At 41.2% G+C, this 12414-nt stretch carries 18 protein-coding genes; 11 read left to right on the top strand and 7 right to left on the bottom strand.

Going from position 1 to position 12414, the window contains the following annotated elements; all coding sequences use genetic code 11:
• Positions 1–8: 8 nt before the first annotated feature.
• Positions 9–314 (bottom strand): PadR family transcriptional regulator, encoded by a 306-nt coding sequence (locus L1611_RS11440; protein ID WP_236313207.1) that lies wholly within the window; start codon positions 312–314, stop codon positions 9–11.
• Between the two features lie 204 nt (positions 315–518).
• Here L1611_RS11440 and L1611_RS11445 point away from each other — a divergent pair, with 204 nt between their 5' ends.
• A complete protein-coding gene (locus tag L1611_RS11445; protein WP_236313208.1) occupies positions 519–1193 on the top strand; it encodes a class I SAM-dependent methyltransferase in 675 nt (224 codons plus the stop codon).
• Between the two features lie 44 nt (positions 1194–1237).
• On the opposite strand, the gene L1611_RS11450 is transcribed toward L1611_RS11445, so the two are convergent.
• On the bottom strand, positions 1238–2710 hold the full coding sequence (locus L1611_RS11450; protein ID WP_236313209.1) for a SulP family inorganic anion transporter: 1473 nt from the start codon (positions 2708–2710) through the stop codon (positions 1238–1240).
• A gap of 296 nt (positions 2711–3006) precedes the next feature.
• Between L1611_RS11450 and L1611_RS11455 the strand changes: the two genes are divergently transcribed.
• Complete coding sequence (locus tag L1611_RS11455) at positions 3007–3426, top strand: universal stress protein (RefSeq protein WP_236313210.1); 420 nt, start codon at positions 3007–3009, stop codon at positions 3424–3426.
• 62 nt (positions 3427–3488) lie between these two features.
• Here the strand turns inward: L1611_RS11455 and L1611_RS11460 are convergent, their stop codons facing one another.
• Positions 3489–3641 carry a YjcZ family sporulation protein gene (locus L1611_RS11460; protein WP_236313211.1) on the bottom strand — a complete coding sequence of 51 codons (153 nt, stop codon included), beginning with the start codon at positions 3639–3641 and terminating at the stop codon, positions 3489–3491.
• A 233-nt stretch (positions 3642–3874) separates the two neighbouring features.
• Here L1611_RS11460 and L1611_RS11465 point away from each other — a divergent pair, with 233 nt between their 5' ends.
• Both L1611_RS11465 and L1611_RS11470 read left to right on the top strand, forming a co-directional pair.
• Positions 3875–4492, top strand: coding sequence for a protein kinase family protein (locus tag L1611_RS11465; RefSeq protein WP_236313212.1), 618 nt, complete (start codon positions 3875–3877; stop codon positions 4490–4492).
• Positions 4493–4680: 188 nt separating this feature from the next.
• Positions 4681–5844 (top strand): glycosyl hydrolase family 18 protein, encoded by a 1164-nt coding sequence (locus tag L1611_RS11470; protein WP_236313213.1) that lies wholly within the window; start codon positions 4681–4683, stop codon positions 5842–5844.
• 293 nt (positions 5845–6137) lie between these two features.
• On the opposite strand, the gene crcB (L1611_RS11475) is transcribed toward L1611_RS11470, so the two are convergent.
• Both crcB (L1611_RS11475) and crcB (L1611_RS11480) read right to left on the bottom strand, forming a co-directional pair.
• Positions 6138–6482 carry a fluoride efflux transporter CrcB gene (crcB, locus tag L1611_RS11475; RefSeq protein ID WP_236313214.1) on the bottom strand — a complete coding sequence of 115 codons (345 nt, stop codon included), beginning with the start codon at positions 6480–6482 and terminating at the stop codon, positions 6138–6140.
• Positions 6479–6868, bottom strand: a complete 390-nt coding sequence (gene crcB / locus L1611_RS11480; protein ID WP_236313215.1) for a fluoride efflux transporter CrcB — start codon at positions 6866–6868, stop codon at positions 6479–6481. The genes crcB (L1611_RS11475) and crcB (L1611_RS11480) overlap by 4 nt, the downstream gene beginning before the upstream one ends.
• Before the next feature lie 141 nt (positions 6869–7009).
• Between crcB (L1611_RS11480) and L1611_RS11485 the strand changes: the two genes are divergently transcribed.
• From L1611_RS11485 to L1611_RS20945, 5 genes are all read left to right on the top strand, one after another.
• Positions 7010–7354, top strand: a complete 345-nt coding sequence (locus L1611_RS11485) for an ArsR/SmtB family transcription factor (protein ID WP_236313216.1) — start codon at positions 7010–7012, stop codon at positions 7352–7354.
• Between the two features lie 102 nt (positions 7355–7456).
• Positions 7457–8755 (top strand): arsenic transporter, encoded by a 1299-nt coding sequence (locus L1611_RS11490; protein WP_322972545.1) that lies wholly within the window; start codon positions 7457–7459, stop codon positions 8753–8755.
• A 24-nt stretch (positions 8756–8779) separates the two neighbouring features.
• Positions 8780–9199, top strand: a complete 420-nt coding sequence (arsC, locus tag L1611_RS11495; RefSeq protein WP_225065919.1) for an arsenate reductase (thioredoxin) — start codon at positions 8780–8782, stop codon at positions 9197–9199.
• Between the two features lie 30 nt (positions 9200–9229).
• A complete protein-coding gene (locus L1611_RS11500; protein ID WP_407681728.1) occupies positions 9230–9694 on the top strand; it encodes an ArsI/CadI family heavy metal resistance metalloenzyme in 465 nt (154 codons plus the stop codon).
• Positions 9695–9766: 72 nt separating this feature from the next.
• Positions 9767–10051 (top strand): HesB/IscA family protein, encoded by a 285-nt coding sequence (locus L1611_RS20945; protein WP_407681726.1) that lies wholly within the window; start codon positions 9767–9769, stop codon positions 10049–10051.
• 258 nt (positions 10052–10309) lie between these two features.
• Here the strand turns inward: L1611_RS20945 and L1611_RS11510 are convergent, their stop codons facing one another.
• Both L1611_RS11510 and L1611_RS11515 read right to left on the bottom strand, forming a co-directional pair.
• Entirely contained in the window at positions 10310–11176 is an 867-nt protein-coding gene (locus L1611_RS11510) for a permease (RefSeq protein ID WP_236313220.1), read from the bottom strand.
• A 73-nt stretch (positions 11177–11249) separates the two neighbouring features.
• A complete protein-coding gene (locus L1611_RS11515; protein WP_236313221.1) occupies positions 11250–11570 on the bottom strand; it encodes an ArsR/SmtB family transcription factor in 321 nt (106 codons plus the stop codon).
• A 164-nt stretch (positions 11571–11734) separates the two neighbouring features.
• Between L1611_RS11515 and L1611_RS11520 the strand changes: the two genes are divergently transcribed.
• Both L1611_RS11520 and L1611_RS11525 read left to right on the top strand, forming a co-directional pair.
• A complete protein-coding gene (locus L1611_RS11520; RefSeq protein WP_236313222.1) occupies positions 11735–11926 on the top strand; it encodes a hypothetical protein in 192 nt (63 codons plus the stop codon).
• A gap of 42 nt (positions 11927–11968) precedes the next feature.
• A complete protein-coding gene (locus L1611_RS11525; RefSeq protein ID WP_236313223.1) occupies positions 11969–12133 on the top strand; it encodes a hypothetical protein in 165 nt (54 codons plus the stop codon).
• The last annotated feature ends 281 nt before the right edge of the window (positions 12134–12414 follow it).

The following is a 12414-nucleotide window of genomic DNA, read 5'->3' on the forward strand; positions in this document are numbered from 1 at the left end:
CTTTCTACTCAATTGATTTCTTTGAACAATTCATAAGCACGATTTCTTGCTTCATTCAGGACAGTTTTACCCTTATCAGTTGTGGTATAGTACTTTCTGATTTTACCCTCCACATTGCGATCTTCCTTGACTAACAAGCCATCTTTATCCATCGAGTGGAGTATAGGATACAGGGTCCCTGCGCTGATATCGTATCCATGCTCCCGCAACTCTTCGACCATCCAGGCTCCATATACCGGATGCTCTTTCGCATGGTATAAAATATGGATCTGAATGAAACCCAAGAACAGTTTCCGTAACACTTTATCGGTCATTTCGGATGAACACCTCCAAAAATCGAATATCAATATCGAAATTCGAAATCGTAAACCGATATCATAATAACAATCTTATTTCCATTTGTAAACCATGTAACTTCATTTCTGTCCAGGATAGTTATGCTATACTTTAAGGTTCATACTCGTTTGTTTCCCCAAGAAAAGTGGTGGTTGTAGTTTCTTGAAAGGAGAATGAAAAAATTGGATTGGAATAGCAAGAGTACAGAATTATGGGGCGATCAAGCAGATCGTTGGAATAAGCAAGAACATATTTGGGAAAAAGGACCAAGAGCGGAAATGTTGGATTTTTTCTTTGAAACAATAGATGGAACTTTACATCCAAAGGTACTCGATATGGGATGTGGGCCAGGGGTCAGTACTAGTTTGATGAACTTGCAAGGATATCAGGCACTAGGAATTGACCAGTCGGAAGGTATGGTACGGTATGCAAAAGAACGTGATGTTGAGGCATATGTGATGACTGATAATGTGATTCCTTTTAAAGACAATCATTTCGATGGTGTCTTCGCATGTACTTCGCTGGAATGGACAGATGAGCCTCATCAGCTTATAAAAGAGATAGAAAGGATCCTCAAACCTGGCGGAACTTTTGTTGCTGTTACGCTTGGCCCATATGCTCGACCTCGCCAAAGCGCATATGGAAGGTTATACGGTGAAAAAGTGATCCATAACATGATGATGCCCTGGGAATTACGCCACTTGTTAGAGGAGCATGGATTCTCCGTAAATGAAATGCGTGGAGCGTATGCTGGAAAGCACATGCCGAATTCGAATATCATTGATTTGTTGGATGATAATTGGATAGCCAAGTCAGCGTTGTCGTTCTTATGGGCTTTCGCTGCGGTTACTACATAATACATATAAAAAAGGTATTGGACATTTAGCCCAGCACCTTTTTCTTAGTGGTTTGCGATTTTTGCACCTGATTTATTGTAGACAGCTAATTTATCGACCAATTTATGGCTGTCTGCATTCAGTCCGATGATTTTCACATTTGTACCGTTTTGCTTATATTTCAATACGATTTTATCGACAGCTCCGACAGCTGAATCATCCCAGCAGTGAGCATGTGAAAAGTCGACGATTACAGTGTCCACTTCTTCTTTAAAGTTAAACTTGGACACGAAATCTGTAACGGAGGCAAAGAATAGTTGTCCTCTTACTTCGTACGTTTTCGTATTCGATTGTTGTTCGATCTTCGTATCTACATGCACCTTCGAAATTTTAGCAGCAAAAAAGATTGAGCTCAGGACGACCCCGGCAAGGACTCCTTTGGATAGATCGTGAGTCACTACGACTGTCACAACGGTCACGATCATGACTGCTGCATCTGTTTTCGGCATAACATGCAGTTTTGTAAGTGATGACCAATTAAATGTTCCGATCGAAACCATGATCATGACACCAACCAATGCAGCCATAGGGATTTGTATCAATACGTTATTGAATACGAGGATCAATAACATGAGGACAATACCTGCCACAAGTGTCGATAATCTTCCTCTACCACCCGATTTAACATTGATGACGGATTGTCCAATCATTGCACATCCTGCCATACCACCGAAAAATCCGGCTACAATGTTTGCCGCTCCTTGACCCTTCGCTTCTTTATTCTTATCACTTTCCGTATCAGTCATATCATCTACGATTTGAGCGGTTAAAAGAGATTCAAGCAACCCTACGATCGCTAATGCGAATGAGTATGGGAAAATGATTTTCAGCGTTTCCAAGTTAAGTGGGATTTCAGGAATCAAGAACATCGGTAGGGCTTGTGTCAGCTGTCCCATATCACCTACTGTCCGTACACCCAGGCCAGATGTCACTGTAATGATTGTCATCACGATTATGGCGATAAGTGGGGACGGAACAGCCTTCGTAAACTTCGGTAAAATATATATGATTGCTAAAGCTCCAGCGACCATTGCATACATAACCCAAGTTTCACCGACAAAGTGTGGAAGTTGAGCCATAAAAATCAAAATAGCTAAAGCATTTACGAAACCGACCATGACGGATTTAGGAATGAATTTCATCAGTTTTCCTAGCTTAAATACACCCATCAAAACCTGGATGATACCAGTCAATACGGTTGCAGCCAGTAAATATTGCAATCCATGGTCGGCAACCAGTGTCACCATAAGCAAAGCCATGGCACCAGTTGCAGCGGATATCATCCCTGGTCTACCACCTATAAAAGCAATGACAACTGAGATACAAAACGATGCATAAAGACCGACCATCGGATCTACCCCAGCTATGATTGAGAAGGCGATCGCTTCAGGAATCAAAGCTAGTGCAACGACAATACCTGCAAGAACATCTCCTCGGACGTTGCTAAACCATTCTTGTTGTAATTTTTGTACGTTCAAAGACTTAAAGCACCTCTCTATTAGTTTATTTTTGATGAAACTGACTTTCAACTCTCATGAAAGTCGGGGCCGTTGTGAACATACGGATTATAACACCGTTTCATAAAGGAGTGTTAATTACGGGAAAACGCATTCTTCTCGTAAATACTTTTATTTTCGAGCAAATCCTTCGATTAAGAGGGTGATATAAGAAATTTGCTTGAAAGCCAATGTTAGAAAATTGTAAATTTATATAAAAAGTGAGAAAATTAATATAGCATAAATCGCTTTTACTTGAGGGTAGTTAGGAGGAGAACATGTTCACAAAAATTCTACTTGCATCCGATGGATCTGATCACGCAATGAGAGCAACAGAAAAAGCGTGCTTCATCGCAAAGGGTGACGAAACAGCTAAAGTTACGATTGTCTATGTAATTGATGGTGCAACTTCAAAAACTGATGTTTTATCTGAGGGAAGTAAGGAAGCGATCGAAGAAAAACGCAAACGAAGGCTGCAAAACACTGAGGAAATCTTGATAAACAATAATGTCCCATACGAAATAAAGGTCCTTAGGGGCGAACCTGGACCATCGATTGTCAAATATTCAAATGAAAATATGTTTGATTTGGTTGTAATCGGCAGCAGAGGACTGAATACGTTCCAGGAAATGGTGCTCGGGAGTGTCAGCCATAAAGTCGCAAAACGGGTCCAGTGTCCCGTCATGATTGTGAAGTAGCTTTACATTGTTCAATATGTAAAAATTAATAAAATAAAGGGGTAGACATTTACCCCTTTATTTTACCAGCCCCAGCCGCATCCACCGCCACAAAAGCCGCGGCGTCTTCTTCTCCTCCTAGGAAATGCTGCTCCAACTATGACAAGAAGGATGAACAATATGATAATCAAAACTGCCAACTTTCTTGAATCGATACCTCCAACTAAATCACTCATGAAAAAACCTCCTTATTTACCATAAGATAGTACTATCCTATGCTTGTACAACAAGGCTTGTTTGGGTAATTGGAGGAGCGTTCTAAGAATTGGACATTTGCCTATCCTTCCTGGATGTGACAGTATTACAATAGTCCAAAAATACTGGTTGATGACGAATTCTATGTCAGGAAAAATCCGTTCCTATCATATCTTTTTAAATGAAGATATCTAAACAGAGAGAGGTTTTTGCCATGCAAATCACATCTCCAAATCCAGCAGGGCAGGTTGTCACGAAATCAGATCAATTGGTCCGAAAGCCACCAGAGTTTACTGTAATCGGCAAAGGAAGAAGTGCGTTCGTTTTTAGAGACGAAAGAAGTCATCATGCTGTAAAAGTTTTTTTCGACCAATTTGCAGATTTAGCGAAACAGGAAGGCGATATTTATAAGAAGCTTGGAGATTGTTCATACTTCCCTAATATTCATGAAGTAGGCCCGAATTATATTGTAATGGAGTATATAGAAGGAAATACGTTCTACGAATGCTTGCAAAAGGGCATTCCGATTACGGACGAAATGATAAAGGAAGTGGATGAAGCGCTGGATTTTGCACGCTCAGTAGGCTTGAATCCATCAGATATCCACCTGCGCAATCTTATTTTGACAAATGAGGGTATGGTAAAAGTTATTGATGTCGTCCGATTCACCCAGAATAAGAAATGTCGGCAATGGGATGATCTGAAACGTGGATACCACCGTTATTATAAAAAAAGTTTCTTGAAAAAGATACCAAAATCGATCATTGAACTTGTTGCACTCTATTATAAAAAAGTGGTTGTGCCGTTCCGAGCGAAAGAAATGACCGAGTGATCAGAGACGTTAATTCTTCATTAGCGTCTTTTTTACATTTAAAGATAGTATAAAATACTTTCTTCAATATAAGGGCAACTAAGGCTCGACATTCACAAGGCTTGGCCGCGCCAAGTTTTCTTTATTTGCATAACTCTTCTAACCGCTACAAAACCTATGACCATGAAATGTTAGAGGAGTTGTTCTATGTGAAGAAATTGCTGATCGTATTATTTTCGTTTTCGCTGATCCTGACGGCTTGTGCAGGGAATAACAATAATAATCCTGGAGCGAATGAGGGCCAGAAAACGACAGAAGTGAATCCGCATCCGAAACCTGAGTCCAATGGGGCTAAAATCCAGAAAGTCAATCCGAAAGAGACCCAGCATGGGAAGAAGCAAATCGAAACGATTGGATTCCTTGAACCGATTGATCCTAATAGAGCTGTTAATCAGGTTAAAGAGGTGGAGAATCATCTATCCAATGTTGCTTTTTTCAGCTATCAGGTCAAAGCTGACGGCAGCCTTACCCCTATCAAGGATGAGGCAGCGATTGCGGAAGTGAAAAAGGCGGGCGGTACCCCGATGATGGTGCTGACAAATTTTACGGAAGGAAATTTCTCCCCGGATGTCGCTCATACGATTTTTACTGACAAGAAAGCGAATAAAGCGCTGATCCAAAACGTCCTGAATACGATGAAAGAAAAAGGATATGAAGCGTTGAACATTGATTTTGAGCATATCCGTGAAAAAGACCGCAAGCTGTACAACGGATTTCTCGAAACCATTTTTCCACAGGTAAAAAAGGCTGGTTACACAGTTTCTACTGCCCTTGCTCCTAAAAAGAGTGATGAGGAAGCAGGTCCCTGGCATGGGGCTCATGATTACAAACGTCACGGAGAGTTGGCGGACTTTGTCATTCTGATGACGTATGAATGGGGTTGGTCGGGTGGTCCTCCGATGGCGGTTTCTCCAATTCCTCAAGTGAGAGAAGTAGTCGAATATGCCTTATCAAAAATTCCACCGGAGAAAGTTGTCATGGGAGCACCGCTTTATGGTTATGATTGGACTTTACCTTATGAAAAGGGAGGCAAATTTGCAAAACGCTTATCACCTAAAGAGGCTGCAGATCTAGCCATCAAGCAAAATGTAGAAGTCCAATTTGATAACAAATCTCAAGCACCGCATTTCAACTATACAGATGACCAAGGGAAAAAACATGAAGTCTGGTTTGAAAATGAACAGAGTATGCAAGCGAAGTTCAATCTGGTGAAAGAGTACAATCTACGGGGCATTGCCTATTGGGTTCTTGGAGAAGAATTCCCAGAAAATTGGACGATGCTGGAAGATCAATTTACGATTAAGAAAAAGTAAATAACCCATAAAAGAAGGTGGCCTGAGGTCACCTTCTTAATATAAAGTCTCTTTTATAGTTCATTGTTGATATATGCAAACACTCTCTTTCCGCTGGCGAAAGAAAAGGGGAAGCTGCCCGTCTAGTCACGTAGGTCACTGGAAAAGGCTTCGACGTTCACAACAGGATGTGGTGGTTGTTAGTCGAAGGTCCTTAAAGCGCTGCGGGGTCTCGCCTGGCTCGGTTACTGCTGGAGTGTCGTTAATTTCGATTAGAAAATTTCCTGCAAAAATCAATATTACAATTTAACAGCCTACATGAAGAATCCGATGGCAGCAAACGTTACACTAATAATTACAGACGATAGGATATAGATGACAGCGCTTCTTAACTGCTGTGTTCGTATCATTTCGAGAGCTTCAACACTGAAGGTTGAAAACGTCGTATACGCCCCGCAAAAACCGATACCAAAAAAAGCCCAGGCCCATTCTGCCAGTTGTTGAGACAAGAAAAGATCAGCAAGGATACCGAGGATGAAAGAGCCAGTGATGTTAGCAATCCAGATTCCATTGATAATGCTGTGTTTGGGCATAGCCATACCAATCCAGTATCTTGTGGCAGCCCCTAGTGCTCCGCCAATTCCGATCAATGCGATCATTGGGGACCACCTACTTTCTTTTTCTTGTAGCCAGCTATCTTATAGCCGGTGTACGCGAATCCGATACCAGCAAATACGCTGATCAGTATATATGTAATGGCTGTCAACATCATCTGCTGCTCGATTAGTTGGACAGTCTCAACAGAAAATGTAGAAAATGTGGTGAAAGAACCGGTAAAACCTGTTCCGATCAGTAGAGGGATTTCTAATCTTATCTTTTTTCTTTTCATGATGAATGCGGTGAACCAGCCAAGAAAGAGACAACCGATCAAATTGACTGATAAAGTGCCAATCGGAAAACCGTTCTCCATATATAACCATTCACCCAACGTGTATCTGCTGATCGAACCGAAAAATCCTCCGATCATGACAAGTAAGAGATTCAAATCCGTGCACCTCATTCATTTAGGAAGGACCTTTGTTAAATACTATCCCTAATGTACCATAATATGAGGCAATTCAATAATTAACTGTTGCATATATAAGTATATACTTATATAATGATTTTGGGTTGGAGGTGAATCCCTATGGAAACTACGATGCTTGAAACGGAGAGGGCTGCTCAAATTTTAAAATTGTTAGGCGATAAAACCCGTCTCACGATGATCGCTCTAGTCAATGAGCAGGACTGTTGTGTATGTGAATTCGTCGAGATTTTGCAAATGAGCCAACCAGCAATCAGCCAACACCTCAGAAAATTGCGGGATGCTGGGTTGGTAAAGGAACAACGAAGAGGACAATGGATCTTTTATTCCATCAACAAAGCGTTTGAAGGTTATTCTATGATTAAAGAAATTTTGAAACATGTCCCTAATGGTGCCCATCATTTCGAGGCACTAGAAAAAGCAGGGCTCCGTATCCGATGCAATTGAAGGAAGTACATAAACTTTCTTCAGTATAAGGGCAACTAAGGCTTAATTTACACTAAAGCTTGATTTCACCAAGTTTTCTATATGAAAATTGGAGGTTTTGAATTGTTATCGGTCATTTTAGCATTATTCATATTTATCATTACATTAATTCTCGTCATTTGGCAGCCGAAAGGATTAGGGATCGGCTGGTCAGCATGCGGGGGAGCCATTTTAGCACTGCTCGTCGGAGTTGTTGATTTCGGCGACGTAATAGCCGTAACTGATATCGTTTGGAATGCAACGCTTGCCTTCATCGCAATCATCATCATTTCCCTGATTCTAGATGAAATCGGTTTTTTCGAATGGTCGGCGCTGCATATGGCCAGGATTGCACAAGGAAACGGGCTGAAAATGTTCGTCTATGTGACGATCCTCGGTTCAATTGTAGCGGCATTCTTCGCTAATGATGGCGCAGCATTGATTTTGACTCCGATCGTCCTTGCGATGGTAAGAGCGCTCAACTTTAAAGAACGTATGATATTACCTTTTATCATGGCCAGTGGTTTCATTGCAGATACGACATCCTTACCGCTGATTGTGAGTAATCTGGTGAACATCGTATCGGCGGATGTGTTTGACATCGGATTTGTCGAATATGCTTCCCGGATGATCGTGCCGAACTTTTTCGCCATCGGGGCAAGTATCCTTGTCTTGTATCTTTATTTCAGAAAAGATATACCATCCAATTATGACTTGAGTCAACTGAAAAAACCGGTGGAAGCGATCAGGGATCATAAGATGTTCCGTCTTTCCTGGCTAGTACTGGCAATACTCTTGATTGGCTATTTTGCCAGTGAATTTTTCCGGATCCCAGTGTCGATCATTGCAGGTGTTGTCGCCATCTTCTTCCTGTTCATGGCGCAGAAAAGCCCGGCTGTCGCAACAAGGAAAGTGGTCAAAGGGGCACCTTGGGCAATCGTCTTTTTCTCGATCGGTATGTATGTCGTCGTTTACGGACTACGGAATGAAGGTTTGACGGATGTATTGGCTGCTGTCATTGAAGCATCCGCAGATCAAGGCTTGTTCATTGCAACCATTTCCATGGGGTTCATTGCTGCGATTCTTTCATCGGTTATGAATAACATGCCGACTGTCATGATTGATGCCCTTGCCATTCAAGACACTACGACATCAGGTACAATACGTGAAGCATTGATTTATGCCAATGTCATAGGATCTGATTTAGGACCGAAAATCACACCGATCGGTTCATTAGCCACATTGTTATGGCTTCATGTTCTTTCGTTGAAAGGGGTCAAAATCTCCTGGGGCTATTATTTTAAAATCGGTATCATCCTTACCATACCGACATTGTTCATTACCCTGACCGGACTTTACATCTGGTTGTTGATCATATCCTAAAAACCTTTAAAAGGAGTTAGTAAAATGGCTAAACCAATCATCTATTTTCTATGTACAGGGAACTCATGCCGAAGTCAGATGGCTGAAGGGTTCGGAAAAAAACATCTTGGGGATCAATATGAGGTTTATTCAGCAGGGATAGAAGCACATGGCTTGAACCCGAATGCAGTGAAAGCGATGAAAGAAGTAGACATCGATATCACTGATCAAACATCAGATACCATTGATCCGGAATTGTTGAACAAAGCGGATTTTGTCGTTACGCTATGTGGAGACGCAAATGACAAATGCCCAATGACGCCTCCACATGTAAAACGTGACCACTGGGGATTTGACGACCCTGCAAAAGCAGAAGGGACAGAAGAAGAGAAGTGGGCATTTTTCCAACGTGTGCGTGATGAAATCAGTGAACGGATCCATAGATTTGCGAAAGAAGGAAAATAATCACTCGTTATTGGAAGGAGAATCGTCATGATCAATCGGATGCATGTCGCTGTGAACTGCAGTGATTTGGAAAAATCTATTGAGTTTTACAAAAGCTTTTTCGGGGCAGAACCGACGAAAGTGAAGGACAACTACGCGAAGTTCGAGCTTGAAGAACCAGCATTGCATTTTTCATTGAATATCCGCGATTTCAAAAAGGAAGGCGTATTGAACCACCTGGGCTTCCAGGTGAACAATACCGATGATGTGTTGAAAATGGGCGAACGCCTTCGTGAATCAGGATTGCTTTTAATCGACGAAATGAATACGACTTGCTGTTATGCGGTCCAGGATAAAGTCTGGGTATATGATCCAGATGGCAATGCCTGGGAGATCTTTTATACAAAAGAGGATTCTGAATTCGAATCGGCTGGTGACGCACGTGATCTTTCCCTATGTTGTGCACCGCCACAACCACAACCGATTACAATTGAAATGACATCACCTAAAAAGTAGACAGTAACGGTTGAGTATAGTACAGGAATACTCTAGACTAAGGCATGAAATGTTTTAATTGGAAGGAAGAGATTGATGCAAATTACAGATCGTGCAAAGCAAGCCATCGAGGGTATCCTCCATCAGCATGATGCAAATGGGATCCGTATTTATTTTGCAGGCATGGGCTGAGGCGGTCCCAAATTGGGAATGGCTCTGGATGAGCCTCAAGAGAATGATAAGGTAAAGGAATTGAATGGAATCCGTGTATCCATCGACGAACGGATGGTTTCAGTGACTGAGGGTATAACAGTGGATTTCCAGCAAACACCTCAAGGAGCCGGCCTGGTATTCCTTGGCCAGGATGAATGCTGTTAGTAATCAAGACCGCCTCTCAATGAGAGAGCGGTCTTTTTTGTACGTTAAGAAAGTCAGCGATGTAGCTAACCGACGTAGCGGGTAAGTTTACGAACTGCGGCTAAGGCTCAGCCTTCGCTTGGCAAAGCCCGAGTTTTCTTTACAAGACGAAGCGCCAAAATTGCAAGATACTTAGCTGATTTTGCAAAACGAATCGTCAAAATTGCAAGACACTTGGCCGATTTTGTAAAACGACCGACTTGAGTACCTTTTTCAAAATTAAACCAGATAGAACACGAAGCCGGAGATTGTCGACATTACGATAACAGAGAGGACGAAAGTGATGACGAGCTCCTTTTTAAAGATCGATTTCAACAGTATGACCTCTGGGAGACTTGCTCCTGCAGAACTGATCATCATAGCCATCACAGGTCCAAGAGCCATCCCTTTTGCAATCAATATTTGAGAAATCGGAATCATGCTTGATAATCGAATATAAAGGGGAACCCCGATGATGGCAGCTAAAGGGATGAGCCACCAGGCATCTTTTCCGAAGGCGCTTGAAATCCATTCTGTAGGTACTGTTCCGTGAATGATTGCTCCGATCGCTGCACCAAGTAGCAAATAGGGATAGACACTTTTCATAAGGTCCCATGTTTCCTGAAACGCCAATTTGAAATTGAACCTCTGATTCTTCTCATTATCCCCTGACATCACTACGTTTTTGATTGCTCTTTCAAACCCTAGAGCGCTAAGTGTGAAACCAATGATGACGGAGAAGGTCGCTGTCAGAATGGTATAGATGATGGTCACTTTCCAGCCGAGTATGACACCCATGATGGTTAGTATTGTAGGGTCGAGGACTGGTGATGCAAATAGAAAAATCATCACAATACTGAAAGGTAGTCTTTTCTTAAGCATATTGACGACGACAGGAATAGTCGAGCACGAGCAAAAAGGTGTGATGAAGGCAAAGAATAGTGCGAAGAATGCAGCCAGCAGTTTGTTTTTACCTATTAGCTTCTTTTCGATTTTTTCATAAGGGATATACCCTTGGAGCAGGCTGATCACAAATGATATTCCAACGAAAAGAACGGTTAATTCCAATGCGATCCACAAAAAGCTTTCCAACATTTCCATCCACATACAGATCATCCTTTTTTATTAAGTTTTATTAATCAAGAAAAATTGATTAACTTGGTAAAAAGAAAACCTTCTATCAGCAAGAAGGTCTGAATAAGCAGCAAAGCTCAGCTGATAACAAGTGATTCACTTCGTCTTGATTCAATTTGTAATAACTCCAAGTCCCTCGTGTTTCTCTTGAGATGAGGCCGGCATCCAGTAGGATCTTCAGATGGTAGGAGAGCTTAGACTGTGGCATTCCCATCATATCAACGAGGTCACACACACAGATTTCACCATTTTGAGTGAGTAGATACATCAACTGGAGTCTTTTTTTATCAGCGATCGCTTTGAATTTCGTTTCATATCTTTCGAAAGTACGAGGAAGGGATTCATCAACAAGTTCAATTTCCTTCACGTTCAATCACCTCGATCAAAAATGTTTGATTAATCTCAGTATATTATGGGAAAATTAGAAATGCAATTATTAAATCAAAAAAAATTGATTTTATAGTTGCGAAATTGAAACCGGAAGAATATACTAGAATTAATCAATAAAATTTGATTTAAGGAGGACTTTAAATGCTGAATTTCTACTCGATCGAAACAGAAGTAAAGTATCGTATAGAACAAATGAACAAAGCTTTACCAAAGGTTGAAACTAATGAAAAAAATACGGTCTGGTCCATGTTTAAGGAATTGTATACGAGATTCATCACGCCAAAAACACCTGTCGATTGCCGTACAAATTACGAATGTCAGTGCACCTGCTAATTTTTTATATAATCAAAAAAATTGATTTAGGAGATGAAGATGATGATTCAATTGATCAAAAAGGTATCAGGAAAAGGGCAAGAGAAAAACAAAGATTGTTGTGGAGTCGAAATTAAGGAAGTACAGCAAGAAGAAGAGAACAATGACTCTTGCTGTGGAAGCACAAATTCATGCTGCGACAATGATAATGACGAGGTTTGTTGCTAAATAAGGGCATGTCTGATCTGTCCTATAAGACCCTTATACGGACGTTTTACCCGATATTACATGACGGAGTTGTACTATGAAGCCCTCAATCGTTGTAAAATAGCGGAAAAGTTTAGAAGCTTGGTATAAGTCCACTAGCTTGGAACCTTGAAAGCAAAGCATCCTACAGAGGCATTGCTTTCGTGGAATTCATATGGTACGACTTTGCCAAGTTTCTTTTTTATGAAAAAAGTCCCATATAAAGTATTTAGAATATTTTGTATAATGGAATGAAAACGGTT

It is taken from the genome of Pseudalkalibacillus salsuginis (assembly GCF_021646685.1).
Taxonomy (GTDB): Bacteria; Bacillota; Bacilli; order Bacillales; family Fictibacillaceae; genus Pseudalkalibacillus; species Pseudalkalibacillus salsuginis.